This is a genomic window from Microbacterium sp. NPDC056044 (genome assembly GCF_042267145.1).
GTDB lineage: Bacteria > Actinomycetota > Actinomycetes > Actinomycetales > Microbacteriaceae > Microbacterium.
Map to the genome: position 1 here is coordinate 305,529 of NZ_JBHJWZ010000003.1, position 22,370 is coordinate 327,898.

The window sequence follows — 22,370 nt, forward strand, 5'->3', positions numbered from 1 at the left end:
GAGGTCAGGATGGGAAGCCGGCGGCGAGCTCGGCGAACACCTCCGCCGCGTCGTCGCTGGGGGCGAGCCCGGCGGCCTGACCGGCCCACAGTGACACGAGCTCCCCGTCGCCGCGACGTCCGGCCTCCGCGCGGAACTGGCCGGTGAGCCAGTTCTGCGCGGGGAACGGCGCGATGATCCCGGTCGTCTCGATCTCACGCATGGCGCGATTCGGGATGCCGCGTGCCAGCCGCCCGCTCATGGCGCGGGTGAGCACGGTGGCGGTGTCGGACGCGTCCGCGATCGCCTGCCGGTGCGCGTCGGTCGCCGCCGACTGGCTGGTGCGGAGGAACGCCGACCCGACCTGCACCCCCGACGCGCCGAGCGCGAGGGCGGCCGCGACGCCGCGGCGGTCGGCGATCCCGCCCGCCGCGATCACGGGGACGTCGACGGCGTCGACGACCTGCGAGACGAGCGCGAACGTGCCGACGAGCGACTGCTCGGCGGGCCGCAGGAAGGACACCCGGTGGCCGCCCGCCTCCGCGCCGGTCGCGACGACGGCGTCCACCCCGGCCGCCTCCAGCGCGACAGCCTCCGCGACGGTGGTGGCGGTGCCGATGACCCGGATGCCCCGGCTCCGCGCCGCGGCGATCACGTGTTCCGACGGCACGCCGAACACGACGCTCAACGCTGCGGGCGCAGCATCCATCACCGCCGTCAACTGGGAGTCGAGATCAGGCAGGAACTCGATCGGCTGCGTCGGGTGCGCAAGGCCCAGCTCGTCGTAGAGGGGCGCGACGGCCTCGATCGCGGGCTTCAGGTCGACCTCGCCGGGCGTGACCTCGTCGCCGGTGGGCAGCCACAGGTTGACCGCGAACGGGCGTCTGGTCGCGGAGTGCAGCGCCGCGATCGTGTCGCTGATGCGGTCGGCGGAGTAGCCGTACAGGCCGTACGACCCGAGCCCGCCGAGTTCGCTCACTGCGGCCGTCAGCTCGATCGACGACAGCCCGCCGAAGGGGCCGAGCACGATCGGCGCGTCGATTCCGAACAGGTCCCGCAGCGTCTTCGACATGCCCCCGACGCTACTCCGGCCTCGCCCAGCTCCCCCCCCACGTGTTTCCGAATCAGGCGATGAGGCGAATTCAGGCTCTTTGCTCGTCGATCGGCCCTGATTCCGCCTCATCGCCTGATTCGAAGACAGCCGAGCGGGATGCTGCGTCGCTGGGAACGACGAAGGCCCCACCCGAGACGGGTGGGGCCTTCGTGCGAATCTGCGCGAGATCAGACGATCGCGTTGACGTCCAGCGGGATGCCGGGGCCGAACGTGGTCGACACGGCGCCCTTCTGGATGTAACGGCCCTTCGAGCTCGAGGGCTTCAGACGCACGATCTCTTCGAGCGCGGCCTTCAGGTTCTCGTCGAGCTGCTCGGCCGAGAACGACGCCTTGCCGACGACGAAGTGCACGTTGGCGTGCTTGTCGACGCGGAACTCGATCTTGCCGCCCTTGATCTCCTCGACGGCCTTGGCCGGGTTGGGGGTCACGGTGCCGGTCTTCGGGTTGGGCATGAGGCCACGGGGGCCGAGCACCTTGCCGAGACGACCGACCTGGCCCATGAGCTCGGGCGTCGAGACGGCCGCGTCGAACGCGGTCCAGCCGCCGGCGACCTTCTCGATGAGCTCGGCGCCGCCGACCTCGTCCGCACCCGCGGCGATCGCGGCCTCAGCGGCCGGACCCGTCGCGAACACGATGACGCGGGCGGTCTTGCCGGTGCCGTGCGGGAGGATGACGGTGCCGCGCACCATCTGGTCGGCCTTGCGGGGGTCGACGGAGAGCTTGAGCGCGACCTCCACGGTCGAGTCGAACTTCGCCGAACCGGTCTCCTTCGCGAGCGCGACGGCCTCGGTCGGGGTGTAGAACTTGTCCGCCTCGATCTTGGCGGCAGCGGCCTGGAAGGCCTTGGACTTGGTAGCCATGTTTCCTATCCCCCTCAGTCCTCGACCGTGATGCCCATGGAACGGGCGGTGCCGGCGATGATCTTCGAGGCGGCCTCGATGTCGTTCGCGTTCAGGTCGGGCTGCTTCTGCTCGGCGATCTGGCGCACCTGGTCCTTGGTGAGCTTGCCCACCTTGGCCGTGTGCGGCGTCTTCGAGCCCTTCTGCACACCGGCAGCCTTCTTGATGAGCTCAGCGGCCGGCGGGGTCTTCAGGATGAACGTGAAGCTGCGGTCCTCGTAGACGGTGATCTCCACGGGGATGACGTTGCCGCGCTGCGACTCGGTCGCGGCGTTGTACGCCTTGCAGAACTCCATGATGTTGACGCCATGCTGACCGAGCGCGGGGCCGATCGGCGGCGCCGGGTTGGCTGCACCGGCGTTGATCTGAAGCTTGATCAGGCCGGTCACCTTCTTCTTCGGTGCCATTCTTCTTCCTTTCAGCGAACGGATGCTGGCGCATCCTGTTCTCCCGCGATTCCGGCCGTTCCGGAACGCGGTGTCGAACGCACGCGCGAAGTCGCGCGCGCAAACCTGCAGAGTCTACCAGCTGCTGGATCAGAGCTTGGTGACCTGGTCGAACGACAGCTCGACCGGGGTCTCGCGCTCGAAGAGCGAGACGAGGACCGTGAGCTTGCCGCTCTCGGGCTTGATCTCGCTGATCGTGCCGGGCAGGCCCGCGAACGAGCCTTCCTTGATCGTGATCGTCTCGCCGACCTCGAAGTCGACCTCGGCGGGGATGACGCGGGCCGCAGCGGCGGCGCCCTTCTTGGCCGCACCGCCCTTGGCGCCGGCGACCTCCTTGACCTCGACGAGGCTCTTCAGCATGTTGAAGGCCTCTTCGAAGCGCAGCGGCGTCGGATTGTGGGCGTTGCCGACGAAGCCGGTCACGCCGGGCGTGTGACGCACGACCGACCAGGTGTCCTCGTTGAGCTCCATGCGCACGAGCACGTAGCCGGGGATACGGACGCGCGTGACCATCTTGCGCTGGCCGTTCTTGATCTCGACGACGTCCTCCATCGGGACCTCGATCTGGTAGATCTCCTCCTCGACCTCGAGCGTCGACTTGCGCTGCTCGATGTTGGCCTTCACCTTGCGCTCGAAGCCGGCGTAGGAGTGGATGACGTACCACTTGCCCGGGAGGGTGCGCAGGTCCGCGCGGAACGCCTCGTAGGGGTCCTCGTCCTCGTCGTCCTCGTCGGTCGCGGGCGCCTCGGCGGCGTCGGCCGGCGAGACGGAGGCCTCGACGTCGTCGACGACGGCGGCTGCGGCATCCACCTCAGCGACGAAGTCCTCGTCCAGCGCGGGCTCGTCCTCGTCGCCGTTCACGTCGGGACCGTCGTAAGGGGTCACCTCTTCAGCGGCTTCGGCCTCGAGCTCGGCGACCTCCTCCGCGATGGAGTCGTTGATGACCTCGGCCGCAGCCTCGGTCTCGGCCGTCTCGTCAAGGTTGAGAGCGTCGTTCACGATGGCGTCCGCCTCCGGGTCGTCGATGTCGATGTCGTCCAGGTCGGCGTCGTCCTCCACGGCGTCGTCGACGATGTGGATCGCGAGGTGCTCGGCGGCCTCGACGGACCGCTCCTCCGCCGCGAGGACGTTGCCCTCCTGAGCTTCGTCGTCCTCCGACGACTGCTCCGCGGCCGTCGCCCAATCGGCGTCGTCGACATATCTTTCAGTCACGTGAGTTCTCTTCCGTTCCGTCCGCTGCCGGACCTGAGGTCCGCCCGTGTCATGCCCCTGGAGCGAGCCGGGGGCGGCGGGATCAGGCGGGCACTCCGAAGACGTACGACGTGATCCACACGAACAGCACGTCCAGGCCGTAGACCAGCCCCATCATCACGACGACGAAGCCGAGCACCACCAGCGTGTACTTCAGCAGCTCCTGGCGCGTCGGCGTGACGACCTTGCGGAGCTCGGCGAAGACCTGGCGGACGAACAGGGCGATACGAGCGAAGACGTTGGGCTTCTTCTCGCGGGGCGCGGCCGTTCCCTCAGCGGGGACGACTTCGCCCTTCGGCTCGTCCTGAACCATCGATGCCACCTGATTACCTTCCGTGAGCCGACACGGGTCGGCACACTGTGTTGTCAACCACCGGCATATCACCGGCGTTGCGCTGGCGCGCAGGGCGGACAGGAATCGAACCTGCAACCTGCGGTTTTGGAGACCGCTGCTCTGCCAATTGAGCTACCGCCCTAGAGACCCGGAGGTCTCGTGAAACCCGCACTCTTCCCCTCTCACCGCGGCTTGAGGATCCGTGCCCGACGACCGGGCACAGCGAAAGAATGCAGACTTCAACTGCACGATCCAGTGTACGGCATGCCCGCGGGCCCCGCGAACCGAGGCGGCCCCGCACACGCGCGTCCATGGGATCAGTACTGCTGGACGCCGTACCGGTCGGGCTCGGGCGCACGCTCGAACGCACGGCCCGACAGCGACGTCGCCTCGACGCGCACGTAGGTGTACTTGAGCGTGGGAATCCAGGGCTTGAGCCCCAGGCCGTCGGCGCGCTCCACCTCGGCCGAGCGGTCCAGCGGGTGCGCGCGACCGCGCAGGATCACGCTCCAGGCGTCGGTGTCGGTGTGGTCGTCGACCTCGAAGAGCACCTCGTCGTTGACCGTCAGCTCGAACAGCTTGCTCCCCTGCGCCGTGCGGAAGAGCACGCTCGTGCCGTCGACGACGTAGTTCACGGGGAAGATGTCGAGCACGTCGCCGACACGGGTGACGAGGCGCCCGAGCTCCTGCCCGCGCAGGCGCTCCCAGCACTCTTCATCGGAGAGGGAGACGACGGGGTCCGGTGTGTCTGCCATGACTCCATCCTCGCGCGCGCACCGCTTGCGCGACACCCCCGGATCCCGGCTTACCATTCCGGCATGGCCCTTGCGCAGACCCGGCTCGACGACCTGTGGGACTTCTCCGATGCGGCCGCGTCCGAGGCGCGCCTGCGCGCGGCGGCGGAGGCGGAGACGGATGCTGCGACCCGCGCCGAACTCGAGACGCAGGTCGCGCGGGCTCTGGGCCTGCAGGAGCGGTTCGACGAGGCCGACGCGATGCTCGACGCGGTCGCGATCGAGGATGCTGCCGTCGCGGCGCGAGCCGCGCTGGAGCGCGGCCGCGTGCGGAACTCCGGGGGCGATCCCGAAGCGGCGCTCCCGTACTTCCTCGCTGCCGTGGATGCGGCGTCCGGAGCCGGACTGACATTCCTGCAGGTCGACGCGCTGCACATGCTCGCCATCGCAGAGCCGGACCAGGCCGAGGAGTGGACCTCCGCGGCCCTCGGCGCGCTCGAGGGCGCCACGGATCCCCGCACGCTCCGCTGGAACGTCTCGCTGCACAACAACGCCGGCTGGCGGCTCTTCGACGCCGGCCGCGTCGAGGGCGCGATCACGGAGTTCGAGGCGGCGCGGGATGCCGCGGCCCGCTGGGGCACGCCGCAGCAGGTCGAGTGGGCCGACGAAGCCCTCGCCGAGGCCCGTGAGGCGCTCGGCGAGGGCTGAGCTCGCGAGACCGGGGACTCCCGCCGAGACCCAGGGCACTGCGCCCGGGCTCGACGAGAATCCCCTGTCTCGACGACGCGAGGTCAGGCGCCGATGCGGATGAGCTTCTTGTTGACGAACTCGTCGGCGGCCAGGAGGCCCATCTCGCGCGAGGTGCCGGAGCGCTTCACGCCGCCGAAGGGGAGGCCCGGCTCGTCGGCGAGCACGACGTTCACGTAGACCATGCCCGCGTCGATCTTGTCGGCGACGCGCTGGGCCTGCTCCTCGTCGGTCGTGAAGACGTACGATCCGAGGCCGTAGCTGGTGTCGTTCGCGAGCGCGACAGCCGCGTCCTCGTCGGCGACCTTGTAGACGACGCCCACGGGGCCGAAGAACTCCTCGCGGTACGCGTCCATGTCGCTGGTGACGTCGGCGAGCACCGTGCCCGGGTAGAAGGCGCCGTCGCGCTTTCCGCCGGCGACGAGCGTCGCGCCCTGCGCGACGGCCTTGTCGACCTGCTCCGCCAGGCGCTCCGCCGCGGTCAGCGACGACAGCGGGCCGAGCACGGTGTCGTCCTGGAACGGGTCGCCGACCTTCGCCCCCGACATCGCGGCCGTGAACTTCTCGAGGAACGCGTCGTACAGGCCGTCGACCACGATGAAGCGCTTGGCTGCGTTGCACGACTGCCCGTTGTTGTCGAGGCGCGCGTCGACCGCGGCCTGCACCGCCCCGTCGAGGTCGTCGGTCGAGAGCAGGATGAACGGGTCGGACCCGCCGAGTTCCAGCGCCACCTTCTTGAGGTTGCGGCCCGCGATCTCGGCGACCGCGGCGCCCGCGCGCTCGGAGCCCGTCACCGACACGCCCTGCACGCGGCGGTCCGCGATGACGGTCGCCGCCTGGTCGTTCGTCGCATAGATGTTCGTGTAGACGCCTTCGAGCCCGGCGTCGGCGTAGATCGCCGCGATGGCGGCCGCCGACTCGGGGCACTGCGGAGCGTGCTTCAACAGGATCGTGTTGCCCACCACGACGTTCGGCGCCGCGAAGCGGGCGACCTGGTAGTAGGGGAAGTTCCACGGCATGATGCCGAGCAGCACGCCCAGGGGCGAGCGGCGGATGACCGCGGTGCCGTCGCCGTCGATGTCGATCGGCTGGTCGCCGGTGATCTTCTCGGCATGGTCCGCGTAGTACTCGGTGATGTCGGCGGCGAAGTCGACCTCGCCGAGCGCGGCCTCCAGCGGCTTGCCCATCTCCCGCACGATGATCGCGGCGAGGTCGTCGCGACGCTCGCGGTGGAGCTCGGCGACCTTGCGGATCCGCGCTGCACGCTCGGCGACGGGCTGGTCGCGCCACGCGCGGTACGCAGCATCCGCTCCCGCGATCGCGGCCTCGAGCGCCTCATCGGTGATGGTCGGATACGTGGCCAGGGTCTCGCCCGTGGCCGGGTTGACGACGGCGTAGTCGGTCATTGCGTTCTCTCCGATCGGATGGTTGTGGTCAGTCTGCCTGCCGGCGGCGGCCGCGACGAAGGCTTTCGGGAGCGTCGATACTGAGTGTCTCACCGCGGAAGAACGCCGGACGCTTGATCGCCTGCCAGATCATGATGACGACGCCGGCGAGGATGACGACCACGCCCAGCACGAACACGAGGCCGAGACCGCCGATGCTCGATCCGCTGCCGTAGGCCGGGTCCATCGAGTCGATGAGCGTCGTGACGAACAGCACCGCGAGGATCGCGCCGCCCACGAGCGGGAACAGGAAGGTGAAGAAGAAGCTGCGCACCGAGTCGAACCACTGCTTGCGGAAGTACCAGACGCACGCGAACGCGGTGAGGCCGTAGTAAAAGCAGATCATCATGCCGAGCGACAGGATCGTGTCGGTGAGGACGTTCTCGCTGATCACGCGCATGACCGCGTAGAACACCGACGCGACGACCGCCGAGACGATGGTGGCGTATCCGGGCGTGAAGAACCGCGGGCTGACCCGGGCGAACTTCGACGGCAAGGCGCCGTAGTGCCCCATCGCGAGGAGCGTGCGGGCGGGACCGACCGCGGTCGACTGCAGCGACGCGGCCGAGCTCGACAGCACCGCGAGCGACACGAGGAACGCGAGCGGCCCGAGGATCGGGTCGGACAGCGCGAAGAAGACGTTCGCCGAGATGTCCTCGTTCGCGAGCCCCAGGGGCCCGTCGCCGACGCCCGCGAACATGATCAGGCCGATCGATAGCAGGAGGTACAGCGAGACGACGATCACGACCGTCAGCATGGCCGCACGGCCCGGCGTCTTCGCGGGGTTCTTGGTCTCCTCGTTCATCGTGAGGACGACGTCCCAGCCCCAGAAGATGAAGATCGACAGCGACAGTCCGGCCGCGAAGGCGCTGAACGTGGGCACCTCGAACGGGTTGAACCACGACCACGAGAACGCGGTGGGATCCGGCGCGTCGCCCGACACGGCCTTGACGATCGCGACCACCGCGAAGAGCACCAGCACGACGACCTGGAAGGTCACCAGGATGTACTGGAACTTCTGCGTGGTCTGCATGTCGCGGTACGAGATGAGCGTCGCGCCCAGCATGAACAGCAGGCACACCACCACGTTGATGAACGGGTTGAAGGCGAGGTCCGCGATCTCGGGGTTGCCCGTCAGCTGCGAGATCAACAGGAACAGGAACTCGACGGCGATGCCGGCGAGGTTCGACAGCACGATGACGGTCGCGGCGACGAGGCCCCAGCCGGTCATCCAGCCGATCCACGGGCCGAAGGCCCGCACGCCCCACGTGAACGACGTGCCCGAGTCGGGCATCGCGCGATTGAGCTCGCGGTAGCCGAACGCCGTCAGCAGCATGGGGATGAAGCCGACCAGGATGATCGCCGGCACCTGCGTGCCGACGACCGACACTGTCGGGCCGAGCGACGCGGTGAGCGTGTAGGCCGGGGCGATCGTCGAGACGCCGATGACGACGGCGCCGAGGACGCCGACCGCGCCGGCGCTCAGGCCCTTCTTCGACAGTTCACCGGCGTGCGCGCCGGACGACGGGGCCAGCGGCGCGGCGCCGCGACTCTCGGAAGCGCTCATCATCGTGCGCCTTTCTTGCCGCGCGTGCGGGGCACCACGACCATGGGAACGGGAAGCTCGTGCAGCATCTTCGCCGCCGTCGAGCCGAGGAACAGGCGCCGGCGCCGGGCCAGCCGACTCGAGCCGACGACCGCGAGTTCGCCCGGCTCCCACGCGAGGTGGGCGACGGCGTCCTCGATGCTGTCGCCGCGGGCGACGACGACGTCGGCCTCGACGCCTGCGGGGAGCGCCGCGAGCGCCTTGCCGAGCACGTCGTCGGCGTGGGCGGCGCCCGCGATGCGGATCACACCGGTGTCGACACTCGCCGGAAGGTCGACCGAGACCAGCGACAGCAGCCGCAGCTCGGCGCCGGTCGCCGTGGCGAGCGCCACGCTCTCGTCGAGCAGCGCGCTCGCGCCGGGGCGGGTGCCGATGGCCGCGGTGATGCGGGTGACGGTGGTCGCCCCCAGTCGCCGCGATCCCTCGGGCGCCAGCACGACCGGCACGTCCGAGGAGTGCAGCAGCTCGTTCGCGACGGTGCCGAGGCGGTGGCGGCCGCGGAGTCCGCCGTTGGCCGCGCCGACGACGATGTGGGATGCCGCGAGCTCATGTGCGGCGGCGATCAGGCCCTCGGCGAAGGAGTCGCCGAAGCGCACGTGCGACGCATGGGACACGGCATCCGGAATCGATGCCGCCGCCTCGGCGAGCCACGTCTCCGCCTGCGTCACGAGGTAGCGGTCGTAGCTCGCGTCGGGCGGGGTGATGACGCTGCGGTCCTCGGCGGGGAGCACCAGCACGAGGTCGAGCGGCGCGTCCATGGCCGCGGCCAGGCGCGCGCCCAGCGCGACGGCGTCGGCGCCGGCATCGGTCGCGGTGTAGCCGACGACGATGCGGCTGCTCATCGGCGCGCCGCTTCGACGATGTTGGCCGCGACGAGGCGTCCCATGCGGATCGCGCCGTCGACGTGCTGGTAGCCGGCGCCCGCCATGTCGCTGCACGCGAAGTGGATCGGGCCGACGGGTGTGCGAAGATCCGCGCCGTAGCGGGCGAGGCCGCCGAGGTCGAAGCTAGCGGCGTAGGCGCCGCGGGTCCACTCCTCGGCGCCCCAGTCGCTCTCGAAGTAGACGAGCGGGTTCTTGGCCTCGGGGCCGTAGTAGTGCGAGAGCGACTCGAGGATGCGCTCCTTGCGCTCCTCGGCCGACACGCGGAACAGGTCGTCGGCGTTGCGGTCCGAGACGAAGCCCACGAGGGTGCCGCGCTCGTCGCCGTGGTTGGTGTTGTCGTATGCCTCGTGCGAGATCTCGTACGGGCTGAACGCGGTGCCCGACAGGCCCTGCTCGCGCCAGAACGGGCGGTCGTACACCGCGTGCACCTTGATGACGAAGCCCATCGAGATGTGCTGGTGCATCTGCTGCTTGAGTCGCGGCAGCGGCGGCGCGAACTCGATCCACGGGTAGAGGATCGGCGCGTGCGCGAGGATCACGAAGCGCGCGCGCACCTCGAGGCCGTTGTCGGTGACGACACGGACGCCGTCGCCCTCCCAGTGCACCTCGGTCACCGGCTGGTCGAGGATGACGTCCTCGCCGAGCCGCTCGGCGAGGAGGAGCGGCACCTGCTGGAGGCCGCCGACCACGCGCTCGTCGAGGATGAAGTCCGCGTCGACGAGGTGCGAGAAGCTGCCGGCGCTGGCCGCCATGAGCAGGGCCTGCAGCGCCGAGAAGGCGTATGCGGGCTTGGTGAGCATCGCTCCGGCGATGAAGAGGGCGATGTTGTCGCGCGCCTCCTGGTCGGAGGTCATCTCCTCGAGCCACGCCTCGAACGAGACGCGGTCGAGCGCCTCGGCGTCGGGGTGCTCCCACGGCTTGTCGGGGTCGATCTCGGCGACCATCCCGTCGAGCACCTCTATGAGCCGCACGATCTCCTTCTCGGTCTCGGGTGCGACCGGGAAGATCTCGCCCGTGAAGCGGGTGAGCTCGCCGTTCCTGCCGATGTAGACCGATTCGCCTTCGCGGTACCGGCTGTAGGTCTCGAGCCCCAGCTCGGCGAGGGTCTCCTTGAGCGCGTCCTGGTCGGGCGACACCCACTGGCCGCCGATCTCGAGCATCGCGCCGTCGACGACGTCGGTCCACAGGCGCCCGCCCACGCGGTCGCGCGCCTCGAGCACGACGACCGAGAGGCCCGCCTTCTTCAGTTCGTTGGCGGCGGTCGTGCCGGCGGCGCCGGCGCCGACGATCACGACGTCACGGGTCAGCTCGGTCATTCGGACTCCTTCGTCAGGCGAGGTTGCGGTGGTCTGCGGTGAAGTGCGGGGACGGATGCTGCGACCCGGCGTGTTCGCGCGGGTCGCAGCATCCATTCATCACGAAGCAGCGAGAGCTGCCGCGACGACGTCGAGGCCCTCGTGGAGCAGGTCGTCGGTGATCGAGAGCGGCGGCAGGAAACGGATCACGTTGCCGTAGGTGCCGCAGGTGAGCACGATGACGCCCTGTGCGATGGACGACTTAGCGACCGCGGCGGTGAGCGCGGCGTCCGGCTCGCCCGTCGCGGGGTCCACGAACTCGGCGGCGATCATGGCGCCGTGGCCGCGCACGTCGCCGACGCGGGGGTCGGCGGCCTGCAGGTCCTGCAGGCGGCTCTTCAGGATCGCCTCGATCTCGCGGGCGCGCTCGAGCATCCCGTCGTTCTCGAACACGTCGATCGCGGCGAGCGCGGCGGCGCAGGCGATGGGGTTGCCGCCGTAGGTGCCGCCGAGGCCGCCCGCGTGCGAGGCGTCCATGATCTCGGCCCGGCCCGTCACGGCCGCCAAGGGCAGGCCCCCCGCGATGCCCTTGGCGGTCGTGATCAGGTCCGGCACGATGCCGAACACATCGCTCGCGAACATCTCCCCCGTGCGAGCGAAGCCGGTCTGGATCTCGTCGGCGATGAACACCACGTCGTTGGCGCGGCACCACTCGACGAGAGCGGGAAGGAAGCCGTCTGCGGGGACGATGAAGCCGCCCTCGCCCTGGATGGGCTCGATGATGATCGCGGCGAGGTTGTCGGCGCCGACCTGCTTCTCGATGATCGAGATGGCCTTCTTGGCCGCGAGGCCGCCGTCGAGCCCGTCGCGGTAGGGGTACGACAGCGGGGCGCGGTAGACCTCCGACGCGAACGGGCCGAAGCCGCTCTTGTAGGGCATCGACTTCGCGGTGAGCGCCATCGTGAGGTTGGTGCGGCCGTGGTAGCCGTGGTCGAACGCGACGACCGCCTGCTTGCCGGTGTACTTGCGGGCGATCTTGACCGCGTTCTCCACCGCCTCGGCACCCGAGTTGAACAGGGCGCTCTTCTTGGCGTGGTCGCCCGGCGTGATGCGGTTGAGGGCCTCGGCGACCGAGACGTACGAGTCGTACGGCGCGATCATGAAGCACGTGTGGGTGAACTGCGCGACCTGCTCCTGGACCGCCGCGACCACCTTGGGGTGCGCGTTGCCGATCGTCGTGACGGCGATGCCCGAGCCGAGATCGATGAGCGAGTTGCCGTCGGCGTCGACGATCACGCCGCCGCCGGCCGCAACGGCCTGCACGGGCGCGGTGTGGCCGACGCCCGCGGCGACCGCCTCGGCCTTGCGGTCGAGGAGCTCCTGCGAGCGGGGACCGGGGATGCTGGTGACCAGGCGGCGCTCCTGCGGAAGGGTCGGCCCACCGAGGGGCGTCTCGGCCTGAAGAGTCGTGCTCTGGGTGTCGGCTGCGCTGCTCATGCTGGGGAGCGTATGTCGTGGCCGCGAGACCCCGCACCCGCCCCGGTGTACATTCTGTGCGGCTTGCTGTACCGGCCGTACACTCGGAGCATCATGGACGCCGACGCCCCCACCCTTCGCGCCCTCCTCGCCCGGCGGGATCTGCAGCTGTCGCTCGCCGGCGACGACCTCGATCCGCAGGCCCTGGACCGCGGCATCCGCTGGGTGCACAGCTCGGACCTCGCCGATCCGACGCCGTTCCTCTCCGAAGGTCTCGTGCTGCTCACCACCGGCACCCAGTTCCCGCAGGGCGACGACGCCGACGCGGCGGCGGTGTACCGCTCGTACGTCCACCGCCTCGCGACCCGAGGCGTCGTCGGTCTCGGCTTCGGCACCGAGGTCGTGCGCGCCGGCATCCCGCCCGCCCTCGTCGACGCCTGCCGCGACGAGCGGATGCCGCTGTTCGAGGTGCCCTACCGCACACCCTTCATCGCCGTGGCCCGGGCCAACGCCGAGGCGATCGCCGCCGAGGCCTACGCGCGGCGCAGCTGGGCGCTCGCCGCGCAGCGCGCGATCGCGCTGGCGGCGCTCCGGCCCGACGGGCTCGGCGCGACGGTGGCCGAGCTCGCGAAGCAGCTCGACACGTGGGTCGGCATGTTCGATGCGGCGGGCGAGCTCTCCCGCGAGCACCCCGTGGGCGGGCTCGACGCCGAGACGGCCGCGGCGCTCCAGCGCGAGGTGACGGGCGTGCTCCACCGCGGCGCGCGGGCGGGATCGTCGCTGCACATCGACGAGACCCCCTTCTCGCTGCAGACACTCGGCCGGGGCGGGCATCTGCGCGGCGTCATCGCGATCGCCGCCGGAGACCTCGACCAGGAGGGCCGTGTGGTCGTCACCGCCGTCATCGCGATGGCGGGGCTCGCGCTCGAGCAGCAGCAGGGGCTCGGCCGCGCGCGCTCGGCGCTGCGCGCAGGTCTGGTGCAGTCGCTCCTCACCGGAGACCCCGCCCTCGCGCGTCGCACCTCGCGGGAGCTCTGGGGACCGCTGCCGTCAGCCCCGGTGGTCGTGGGGGTGACGGATGCTGCGGCCTCACGCGTCGACGGCATCGCCGAGCTGCTCGAGCTCTGGGCCGACGAGCGGCGCGGGGCGCTGTTCTTCGGTCGCGGCGAGGACGGGCTCGTGCTGGTCGTGCCTCACGACGATCGCTCCAGCATCGACGAGCTCGTGGGCAGGTTCGAGGTGCGCGTGGGCCTGTCGGACCCGACGGGCTACGACGGCTTCGCCGCCGCACTCGGGCAGGCGCGCGTCGCGCGGGATCGCGGCATCCGTCCCGTCACGGAGTTCGCCGAGGTCTCGCGTGCCGGGGTGCTGTCCGCGCTCACCGACGACGCGCGCGCCCTGGCGCGCGCCGAGCTCGCACCGCTCTCCGCCCACGACGCCGCGCAGGGCACGCGCCTCGTCGAGACGCTGCAGACGTGGCTCGACGAGGACTGCTCGCACGAGGCCACGGCACAGGCGCTCGGCGTGCACCGCCACACCGTGCGCACGCGGCTCGCCCTCATCGAGCGCGTGCTGAGTCGCGACCTCGCGTCGTTCGCGACCCGCGCCGAGCTGTGGGCGGCGCTGCGCGCCCTCGACCCGTCGGTGTGATCGCACGGGGTCTCAGTGCGGCCGTCCGCGGGCCGGGACACTCTCACAACCCCGTTGAACTTCCGGTTCACACAGCTCGACCCCGTAGGCATGCGGCGCACGGTCGGTCCGACTCGGCGGCGTGTTCGCAACACTCCGTGTCTCCGCGCGCGCCGCGGCACCCGGCAGGATGGGCGCATGACCGAGCCCGCTGTGCCCAACGGCGACGTGTCGTGGTGGTGGCGGAGCCTCGGCGGCACGCCGGCCCCGCGCGCTCCGCTGGCCGGCGACCTCGACGTGGATGTGGCGATCGTGGGCGGCGGCTACACCGGACTCTGGACCGCCTACTACCTGAAGCGCGCGCAGCCCGACCTCAGGGTCGTCGTGCTCGAGCAGCGCTTCGCCGGGTTCGGGGCGTCCGGGCGCAACGGCGGGTGGCTCACGAACACCATCACCGGCGGCCGCGAGCGCTACGCCGAATCGCACGGCCGCGATGCGGCGATCGCGCAGCAGCGGGCGCTCAACGAGACGGTCGACGAGGTCATCGCCGTCGCCGCGCGCGAGGGCATCGACGCCGACATCGCCAAGGGCGGCGAGTACGGCGTCGCCCGCACGCCGGCCCAGCTCGCGCGGCTGCGGGCGTCCGTCGCGGAAGAGCAGGCCTGGCCGCACACCGATCTGGAATGGATGGATGCTGCGGCCGCAGCATCCCGTATCCAGATCGCCGGAACCCTCGGCGCCGCGTGGCATCCGCACTGCGCCCGGGTGCACCCGGCGAAGCTCGTGCGCGGGCTCGCGGACGCGGTCGAGCGGCTCGGCGTGCGGATCTGCGAAGAGACGCACGTCCGCGAGATCTCCCCCGGCCGGGCCACGGCGGACCGCGGAACGGTGCGCGCGACCCACGTGCTGCGCGCCACCGAGGGTTTCACCGCCGACCTCCGCGGCGAGCACCGCACGTGGCTGCCGATGAACTCGTCGATGATCGTGACCGAGCCCCTGCCGACCTCGTTCTGGGACGCCGTCGGGTGGAACGGGTACGAGACGCTCGGCGACTTCGCCCACGTGTACATGTACGCGCAGCGCACCGCCGACGACCGCATCGCGTTCGGCGGGCGCGGCGTGCCCTACCGCTACGGCTCGCGCGTCGACACCGACGGCGCGACGCAGCAGCGCACGATCGCGTCGCTCGCGCGGCTGCTGCGCGAGTTCTTCCCGGGTGCTGCGGAGGTGCCGGTCGCGCACGCCTGGGCCGGCGTGCTCGGCGTGCCGCGCGACTGGGCGGCGACCGTCGTCCACGACCGGGCGACCGGCCTCGGCTGGGCAGGCGGCTACGTCGGCACGGGGGTGACCGCGACGAACCTGGCGGGCCGCACGATCGCCGACCTCGTGCTCGAGCGCGACACCGACCTCACGCGGCTCCCCTGGGTGGGCCACCGCGCGCGGCGCTGGGAGATCGAGCCGCTGCGCTGGACCGCCGTGAACGCGATCTACACCGCGTACCGGATGGCGGACCGGGCCGAGGCATCCGGATCCTCCGCCCGCACGGCGTGGCCCGCGCACGTCGCAGACGTCGTCGCGGGCCGCCACTGAGCGCTCAGCGCGGGGCGTGGGCCTCGAGGAACTCGTACACGTCGGTCGTGTCGACGCCGGGGAACGAGCCGGTCGGCAGCGTCGCCAGCAGCGTGCGCGGCGTGCGCACGTTCGGCCACGACTGCTCGCGCCACGACGCCTCGAGCTCGGCGGGTGCGCGGCGGCAGCACACCTCGACGGAGTGCTTCGAGACGCCGCGGTTCGGGGTGTCACGGCCCAGGAACCACTTCGTGTCGTCGAACCGCACGCCCACGCTGATCGAGTGGGCGCCCTCGCTCGAGAGCTCGACGCGGGCAGTGCACCAGTAGGTGCCGTTGCCGGTGTCGGTGTACTGGTAGTACGGGTTGAAGTGGTCGTCGACGTCGAAGACGACGCGTGAGGTCCACTTGCGGCAGCACATCTGCCCCTCAATCGCGCCGAGGCGGTCGGTCGGGAAGTTCACGTCGTCGTTCTCGTAGACCTTCGTGATGACGCCCGACTCGTGCACCTTCAGGAAGTGCACCGGCAGTCCCAGGTGCATGGTGGCGAGGTTCGTGAAGCGGTGCGCGGCCGTCTCGTACGACACCGAATACGCGTCGCGGAGATCCTCGATCGAGAGCGCGCGGTCGGTCTTGGCCTCCTGCAGGAACGGCACGGCGTGCGCCTCGGGGATCAGCAGGGCGCCGGTGAGGTAGTTCGTCTCGACGCGCTGACGCAGGAAGTCCGCGTACGAGGTGGGCTCGCGGTGGCCGAGGATGCGGCTCGACAGCGCCTGCAGCACCGCGGTGCGCGGGTCGCCCTTCGTCGTGAGGCGGCTCGACAGGTACAGCCGGCCGTTCTTGATGTCGGCGACCGACCGCGTCGTCTGCGGCAGGTCGGGGACGTAGTGCAGCGTGAAGCCGAGGTGCGCGGCGATGTCGGACGCCGTGCGCTGGGTCAGCGGGCCGCCCGGGTGGTCCACCGCATCGAGGATGCCGCGCGCCTCAAGCTCGAGTTCGGCGAAGTAGTTGTTCTGCGTGCGCATGAGCTTGCGCAGCGCCACGTTCGCGCGGCGGGCCTCCTCGGGCGTCGCGGCGCGCTCGTCGCGCAGCCGCTCGATCTCGCCCTGCAGCGCCAGCATCGCCTTGAGCGCCTCGGTCGGCACCGTCTTGCCGATGCGGAACGGCGGGATCCCGAGCGCCTGGAACGTCTGGCCGCGCATCGCCCGCTCCAGCGAGATCTCGAGCGTGGCGCGCTCGTCGAGCGGCTCCGACTCGAGGATCGCGTCGATCGACGAGCCCAGTGCCCGCGCGATCGCCTGCAGCAGCGTGAGCTTCGGCTCGCGGCGCCCGTTCTCGATCATCGACAGCTGGCTCGGCGCGCGGTCGACGGCGGCGGCGAGCTCTTCGAGCGTCATGCCGCGGTCGGTGCGCAGCTGCCGGATGCGCCGGCCGATGGTGAGGGGATCCACCTCATCATCGTCGAGGACTTCACCGGTCACATCGGCGGTCAACGTCGTCGTCATGCGGTGATTCTGTCACGAAAGCAGAAATACTCGAAAACTTCACACCCGATTTCACCGGGTGGAGCCCCGAACTTCACCGCAGAGTGGTCTCACGACCTCCCGCAGATCCAGAACGCGGATCACGGATGCCGCGACCCGGCCGACACCGCCGGGCCGCAGCATCCGCTCCAGAACTCCACACCTCGCTTCACACAGGAAGGCAGGACCATGACCCCTGCAACCGCCACCCCGATGCGTACGCGCACCGGCCCCATCCCCACCCAGACCCACGAGCCCTCGATCGAGATCGCCGGCCGTCTCGGCCCCCGCTACGACGAGGTCCTGACGCCCGAGGCGCTCGCGTTCCTCACTGAGCTGCACCACCGCTTCGCGGCCCGCCGCCACGACCGGCTCGCCGACCGCATGCGCCGCCGCTTCGAGATCGGCAACGGGCACGACCCGCAGTTCCGCGACGACACCCGCCACATCCGTGAGGACGCCGAGTGGAAGGTCGCCGGCGCCGGCCCCGGCCTCGAGGACCGCCGCGTGGAGATCACGGGCCCGACCGACCCCAAGATGACGATCAACGCGCTCAACTCCGGCGCCAAGGTGTGGCTCGCCGACCAGGAGGACGCCACCAGCCCGACGTGGAAGAACGTCGTCGAGGGCCAGCTGAGCCTGCGCGACGCGATCCGCGGCGAGCTCTCGTTCACGAGCCCCGAGGGCAAGCGCTACGAGGTCACCGCGACTGAGACGCCCACCATCGTGATGCGCCCGCGCGGGTGGCACCTGCCCGAGCAGCACATCCGCTTCACCGACCGCACCGGCCGCACGATGGCAGCATCCGGCTCGCTCGTGGACTTCGGCCTGTACTTCTTCCACAACGCAGAGCAGCTGATCGCGAACGGCCGCGGCCCCTACTTCTACATCGCCAAGCTCGAGTCGAGCGAAGAGGCGAAGCTGTGGGACGACGTGTTCACGTTCAGCGAGCAGTACGTCGGCATCCCGCACGGCACGATCCGCGCGACGGTGCTGATCGAGACGCTGCCTGCCGCGTTCGAGATGGAGGAGATCCTCTTCGAGCTGCGCGACCACATCGCGGGCCTCAACGCCGGCCGCTGGGACTACATCTTCTCGATCATCAAGAACTACCGCGGCCGCGGGGCGCGCTTCGTGCTCCCCGACCGCAGCGAGGTCACGATGACGGTCCCCTTCATGCGGGCGTACACCGAGCTGCTCGTGAAGACCTGCCACAAGCGCGGCGCCTTCGCGATCGGCGGCATGAGCGCCTTCATCCCGAACCGCCGCGACCCCGAGGTCACCGAACGCGCGTTCGAGAAGGTCGCGGCCGACAAGAAGCGCGAGGCCGGCGACGGCTTCGACGGCACGTGGGTCGCGCACCCCGACCTGATCCCGGTGGCGCGCGCCGAGTTCGACGCGGTGCTGGGCGATCGGCCGAACCAGCTCGACCGGCAGCGTCCCGAGGTCGAAGTGGCGGCCGCCGACCTGATCGACGTCCACATCGGACGCCCGATCACGACGGCCGGCGTGCACGGCAACGTGTCGGTGGCGATCCGCTACATCGAGGCGTGGCTGCGGGGCCTCGGCGCCGTCGCCATCGACAACCTCATGGAGGATGCCGCGACCGCCGAGATCTCGCGCTCGCAGGTGTGGCAGTGGATCCACCAGGACCAGACGACCGAAGACGGCACCCCGATCACCCGCGACTACATCGAGGGCCTGATCGTCACGGTGCTCGCCGAGGCGCAGCGTCACGACGGCGACCGCTTCGACGACGCGGCCGCGATCTTCCGCGAGGTCGCGCTCGGCCAGGAGTTCCCGGCGTTCCTGACCCTCCCGGCGTACACGAAGTACCTGGTCGAGACCGACTGATCCCCGACGACGAACAAGGAAGAGACATGACTGCTTACCAGGACGACATCGCAGCCATCCGCGCGCTCACCGAGCAGCACGGCTCGAGCTGGGACGCCATCAACCCCGAGTCCGCCGCGCGCATGCGGGCGCAGAACCGGTTCCGCACCGGACTCGAGATCGCCCAGTACACCGCCGACATCATGCGGCGCGACATGGCCGATTACGACGCCGACTCGTCGGTGTACACCCAGTCGCTCGGCGTCTGGCACGGCTTCATCGGGCAGCAGAAGCTCATCTCGATCAAGAAGCACCTGAAGTCGACGAACAAGCGCTACCTCTACCTCTCGGGGTGGATGGTCGCAGCTCTCCGCTCGGAGTTCGGGCCGCTCCCCGACCAGTCGATGCACGAGAAGACCTCGGTGCCGGCCCTCATCGAGGAGCTGTACACGTTCCTCCGCCAGGCGGACGCCCGCGAGCTCGACCTGCTGTTCACGCAGCTCGACAACGCCCGCGCCGCGGGGGATGAGACCGCGGTCGAGTTCATCCAGTCGCAGATCGACAACCACGAGACCCACGTGGTGCCGATCATCGCCGACATCGACGCCGGCTTCGGCAACCCCGAGGCCACGTACCTGCTGGCGAAGAAGATGATCGAGGCGGGCGCCTGCGCCATCCAGATCGAGAACCAGGTGTCGGACGAGAAGCAGTGCGGCCACCAGGACGGCAAGGTGACCGTCCCGCACGAGGACTTCATCGCGAAGCTCACCGCGGTGCGCTACGCGTTCCTCGAGCTGGGCATCGACAACGGCATCATCGTGGCCCGCACCGACTCGCTCGGCGCCGGCCTCACGCAGAAGCTGGCAGTCTCGCACCAGCCGGGCGACCTCGGCGACCAGTACAACGCGTTCCTCGACGCCGACGAGATCGCCGGTGAAGAGCTGGGCAACGGAGACGTCGTCATCAAGCGCGACGGCAAGCTGCTGCGCCCGAAGCGTCTCGCGAGCAACCTGTACCAGTTCCGCCCCGGAACCGGCGAGGAGCGCGTGGTGCTCGACTGCATCACGTCGCTGCAGAACGGCGCGGACCTGCTGTGGATCGAGACCGAGAAGCCGCACGTCGAGCAGATCGCGGGCATGGTCGACGCGATCCGCGAGGTGATCCCGAACGCGAAGCTCGTCTACAACAACAGCCCGTCGTTCAACTGGACCCTCAACTTCCGTCAGCAGGCCTACGACCAGCTCGCGGAGCAGGGTGCCGACGTCTCGGCCTACGACCGCGCCGACCTGATGAGCGTCGAATACGACGACACCGAGCTGGCGCGGCTCGCCGACGAGAAGATCCGCACGTTCCAGCGCGACGGCTCGGCGCGCGCGGGCATCTTCCACCACCTCATCACGCTGCCGACGTACCACACGGCCGCGCTGTCGACCGACTCGCTCGCGAAGGGCTACTTCGGCGACGAGGGCATGCTCGCGTACGTGAAGGGCGTGCAGCGTCGCGAGATCCGCGAGGGCATTGCGACGGTCAAGCACCAGAACATGGCAGGCAGCGACATCGGCGACAACCACAAGGAGTACTTCGCCGGCGACGCCGCCCTCAAGGCCGGCGGCCAGCACAACACGATGAACCAGTTCGGCTGAGTCCGGATTGATGCCTCGACCCGGCGACACCGCCGGGTCGAGGCATCCGTCGTCCCGTCAGCTCAGCAGCCCGCGCTCCATCGCCAGCGTCACGGCGCGGGTGCGATCGGCGACCCCGAGCTTCTCGAACACCTTGAGCAGATGCGTCTTGACCGTCGATTCGCCGATCCCGAGCACGGCAGCGATCTGCTTGTTGCTGTGGCCGGCCGCGACGAGCCGCAGCACATCGAGCTCCCTCGCGGTGAGCACCGTCTCGGGTTCGGGGCGCCGCATACGCTCGACGAGCCGCACGGCGACCTGCGGCGACAGCGCCGACTGCCCCGCAGCCACCGAGCGGATGCCGGCGACGATCTCGGCCTGCGGCGCGGCCTTCAGGAGATACCCGGTGGCGCCGGCCTCGATCGCGGCGAGGATCTGGTCGTCGGACTCGTACGTGGTGAGGATCAGCACGCGCGGCGCCGGGTCCCCCGCCTCTCCCCCGGCGATCCGGGCCGTCGCCGCGACGCCGTCGACATGCGGCATGCGCAGGTCCATCAGCACGACATCGGGACGGGTCGCGCCCGCGAGACGCACCGCTTCGTCGCCGTCGGATGCCTCGGCCACGACCTCGAAGCCGGGCTCGTCCGAGAGCAGCCCGGCGAGGCCGGCCCGCACCACCGGGTGGTCGTCGGCGATCAGCAGCCGGATCATGCGAGCTCTCCCTTGCGGACCGGGTCGACGGCGAGATCGCCCGCCGCGGTCGTCACGATGGGCGCGGACGGGCCCGCGACGCCCGGCGCACCCGACGGCGGCGCCGGAATGCTGACCGTCACCGTTGCACCGGCACCCGGTGCCGACGCGACGTCGAACGAGCCGCCGGCGAGCGCCACGCGCTCGCGCATGCCCTCGAGCCCGAACCCGCTCGTCGGTCGCGCCGTGTCGAACCCTCGCCCGTCGTCGTGCACCTCGAGCGCCGCGGCGCCGTCGGCCGTGACGGCGACGCGCACGCCCACCGTCGCCGCGGCCGCGTGCTTCGTCACGTTCGACAGCGCCTCCTGCAGGCAGCGCAGCAGCACCACCTGGGCCTCGCGGTCGAGGTCGCCCTGCACGCCGGCGGTGTCGAGCGCGATCCGCGCGGCGCCGTGCTCGCGGAACCGCTCGACGAGGCGCTCGACCGCCGCGCCGAACGCCGGTTCGCGGGGAACGGCCGCAGTGCGGGCGACGAGCGCGCGGGCTTCGGCCAGCGCGTCGCGCGCGACCTGCTCGACTGTCGCGATCGTGGTGGCCGCGGCATCCGTCTGTCCTTCTCTCGACTGCCGGCCCGCGCGCTCCGCGAAGATGACGAGGCCCGCGAGCGTCTGGGCGAGGGTGTCGTGGATGTCGCGGGCCAGGCGCTCGCGCTCGGCCGACGCGCCGCGCTCTCGGCTGAGCGCCTCGACCTGGCTCTGCGCGGCGGTGAGCTCGGCGAGGAGGCGCTCGCGCTCCTCGCCGTATTCGGCGATGCGGGCGATCCACAGGCCGATCGCGATCGCGAACGAGAGCGAGAACACGGCCGTCGTCGCACCGGCGAGCAACGAGTCGACGTTCGCGCCGTACCCGAAGCTCGCGCCGATGAACACGCTCCCCGCGATCACCGCCGAGCCGCCGACGCCGCGCTTGCGCGAGTCGCCGATCACCCACACCAGCGGGTAGGCGAGCGTCTGGAGCATCGCCATGAACGGGGCGGCGCCGGCGCCGATCCCGGTGGCGACGGCCGCCACCGAGAGGAACGCGGGATACCGCCACGCCGCGCTCGGCGACTCGACGGCGGCGCGGCCGATCAGGGCGTAGCCCAGCGCGAAGAGGACGATCGCGGCGAGGGCGATCGTCAGGCGCACGGCGCTCGGGGGCGGGAAGAGGAAGACGAGCGCGAGCGCGATGACGGACGACACGATCGACACGATCGCGTCCCATCCCCGCTTCGTCAGCATCGTTCCTCTTCCCGT

Annotated in this window: 19 protein-coding genes and 1 tRNA gene; 5 read left to right on the top strand and 15 right to left on the bottom strand. The window is 70.5% G+C overall.

All coding sequences use genetic code 11. The annotated features are described in order from the left end of the window. Positions 1 to 4: 4 nt before the first annotated feature. The 7 genes from ACFC1I_RS10225 to ACFC1I_RS10255 form a co-directional block, all read right to left on the bottom strand. Positions 5 to 1,051 carry an NAD(P)H-dependent flavin oxidoreductase gene (locus ACFC1I_RS10225; protein WP_376008606.1) on the bottom strand — a complete coding sequence of 349 codons (1,047 nt, stop codon included), beginning with the start codon at positions 1,049 to 1,051 and terminating at the stop codon, positions 5 to 7. A gap of 209 nt (positions 1,052 to 1,260) precedes the next feature. Then, a complete protein-coding gene (rplA, locus tag ACFC1I_RS10230) occupies positions 1,261 to 1,953 on the bottom strand; it encodes a 50S ribosomal protein L1 (RefSeq protein ID WP_376008608.1) in 693 nt (230 codons plus the stop codon). Between the two features lie 14 nt (positions 1,954 to 1,967). Beyond that, positions 1,968 to 2,399, bottom strand: coding sequence for a 50S ribosomal protein L11 (gene rplK / locus ACFC1I_RS10235; RefSeq protein WP_116195954.1), 432 nt, complete (start codon positions 2,397 to 2,399; stop codon positions 1,968 to 1,970). 129 nt (positions 2,400 to 2,528) lie between these two features. Beyond that, the gene (nusG, locus tag ACFC1I_RS10240; RefSeq protein ID WP_376008611.1) at positions 2,529 to 3,650 is read right to left on the bottom strand and encodes a transcription termination/antitermination protein NusG; all 1,122 of its coding nucleotides are present in this window, start codon (positions 3,648 to 3,650) and stop codon (positions 2,529 to 2,531) included. An 82-nt stretch (positions 3,651 to 3,732) separates the two neighbouring features. Beyond that, complete coding sequence (gene secE, locus ACFC1I_RS10245) at positions 3,733 to 4,002, bottom strand: preprotein translocase subunit SecE (protein ID WP_376009338.1); 270 nt, start codon at positions 4,000 to 4,002, stop codon at positions 3,733 to 3,735. A 90-nt stretch (positions 4,003 to 4,092) separates the two neighbouring features. After that, positions 4,093 to 4,165: transfer RNA gene (locus ACFC1I_RS10250), tRNA-Trp, on the bottom strand. Between the two features lie 175 nt (positions 4,166 to 4,340). Beyond that, entirely contained in the window at positions 4,341 to 4,778 is a 438-nt protein-coding gene (locus tag ACFC1I_RS10255) for a pyridoxamine 5'-phosphate oxidase family protein (protein WP_376008613.1), read from the bottom strand. Positions 4,779 to 4,841: 63 nt separating this feature from the next. Here ACFC1I_RS10255 and ACFC1I_RS10260 point away from each other — a divergent pair, with 63 nt between their 5' ends. Then, the gene (locus ACFC1I_RS10260) at positions 4,842 to 5,465 is read left to right on the top strand and encodes a hypothetical protein (protein WP_376008615.1); all 624 of its coding nucleotides are present in this window, start codon (positions 4,842 to 4,844) and stop codon (positions 5,463 to 5,465) included. An 83-nt stretch (positions 5,466 to 5,548) separates the two neighbouring features. Here the strand turns inward: ACFC1I_RS10260 and ACFC1I_RS10265 are convergent, their stop codons facing one another. From ACFC1I_RS10265 to gabT, 5 genes are all read right to left on the bottom strand, one after another. Beyond that, entirely contained in the window at positions 5,549 to 6,910 is a 1,362-nt protein-coding gene (locus ACFC1I_RS10265; protein WP_376008617.1) for an NAD-dependent succinate-semialdehyde dehydrogenase, read from the bottom strand. Positions 6,911 to 6,938: 28 nt separating this feature from the next. Further along, positions 6,939 to 8,516: an APC family permease gene (locus ACFC1I_RS10270; RefSeq protein ID WP_376008619.1), complete on the bottom strand. Its 1,578-nt coding sequence runs from the start codon at positions 8,514 to 8,516 to the stop codon at positions 6,939 to 6,941. After that, positions 8,516 to 9,397: a universal stress protein gene (locus ACFC1I_RS10275; RefSeq protein WP_376008621.1), complete on the bottom strand. Its 882-nt coding sequence runs from the start codon at positions 9,395 to 9,397 to the stop codon at positions 8,516 to 8,518. Before ACFC1I_RS10275 ends, ACFC1I_RS10270 begins: the two co-directional genes overlap by 1 nt. After that, positions 9,394 to 10,755: a flavin monoamine oxidase family protein gene (locus ACFC1I_RS10280; protein WP_376008622.1), complete on the bottom strand. Its 1,362-nt coding sequence runs from the start codon at positions 10,753 to 10,755 to the stop codon at positions 9,394 to 9,396. The genes ACFC1I_RS10275 and ACFC1I_RS10280 overlap by 4 nt, the downstream gene beginning before the upstream one ends. A gap of 99 nt (positions 10,756 to 10,854) precedes the next feature. Further along, positions 10,855 to 12,231, bottom strand: a complete 1,377-nt coding sequence (gabT, locus tag ACFC1I_RS10285; protein WP_376008624.1) for a 4-aminobutyrate--2-oxoglutarate transaminase — start codon at positions 12,229 to 12,231, stop codon at positions 10,855 to 10,857. Between the two features lie 93 nt (positions 12,232 to 12,324). On the opposite strand from gabT, the gene ACFC1I_RS10290 reads away from it, so the two are divergent. Continuing rightward, positions 12,325 to 13,860, top strand: coding sequence for a PucR family transcriptional regulator (locus ACFC1I_RS10290; protein WP_376008626.1), 1,536 nt, complete (start codon positions 12,325 to 12,327; stop codon positions 13,858 to 13,860). 177 nt (positions 13,861 to 14,037) lie between these two features. Next, on the top strand, positions 14,038 to 15,429 hold the full coding sequence (locus ACFC1I_RS10295) for an NAD(P)/FAD-dependent oxidoreductase (RefSeq protein ID WP_376008628.1): 1,392 nt from the start codon (positions 14,038 to 14,040) through the stop codon (positions 15,427 to 15,429). 4 nt (positions 15,430 to 15,433) lie between these two features. Here ACFC1I_RS10295 and ACFC1I_RS10300 read toward each other — a convergent pair whose 3' ends face one another. Further along, positions 15,434 to 16,912, bottom strand: a complete 1,479-nt coding sequence (locus ACFC1I_RS10300; protein ID WP_376008630.1) for a helix-turn-helix domain-containing protein — start codon at positions 16,910 to 16,912, stop codon at positions 15,434 to 15,436. Between the two features lie 231 nt (positions 16,913 to 17,143). Between ACFC1I_RS10300 and aceB the strand changes: the two genes are divergently transcribed. Together aceB and ACFC1I_RS10310 are read left to right on the top strand one after the other, a co-directional pair. Beyond that, a complete protein-coding gene (gene aceB, locus ACFC1I_RS10305) occupies positions 17,144 to 18,784 on the top strand; it encodes a malate synthase A (protein WP_376009341.1) in 1,641 nt (546 codons plus the stop codon). Positions 18,785 to 18,810: 26 nt separating this feature from the next. Further along, complete coding sequence (locus ACFC1I_RS10310) at positions 18,811 to 20,406, top strand: isocitrate lyase (protein ID WP_376008633.1); 1,596 nt, start codon at positions 18,811 to 18,813, stop codon at positions 20,404 to 20,406. A gap of 57 nt (positions 20,407 to 20,463) precedes the next feature. On the opposite strand, the gene ACFC1I_RS10315 is transcribed toward ACFC1I_RS10310, so the two are convergent. Together ACFC1I_RS10315 and ACFC1I_RS10320 are read right to left on the bottom strand one after the other, a co-directional pair. Then, positions 20,464 to 21,096: a response regulator gene (locus ACFC1I_RS10315; protein ID WP_376008635.1), complete on the bottom strand. Its 633-nt coding sequence runs from the start codon at positions 21,094 to 21,096 to the stop codon at positions 20,464 to 20,466. Then, positions 21,093 to 22,355, bottom strand: coding sequence for a sensor histidine kinase (locus ACFC1I_RS10320; RefSeq protein ID WP_376008637.1), 1,263 nt, complete (start codon positions 22,353 to 22,355; stop codon positions 21,093 to 21,095). Before ACFC1I_RS10320 ends, ACFC1I_RS10315 begins: the two co-directional genes overlap by 4 nt. Positions 22,356 to 22,370: the final 15 nt, after the last annotated feature.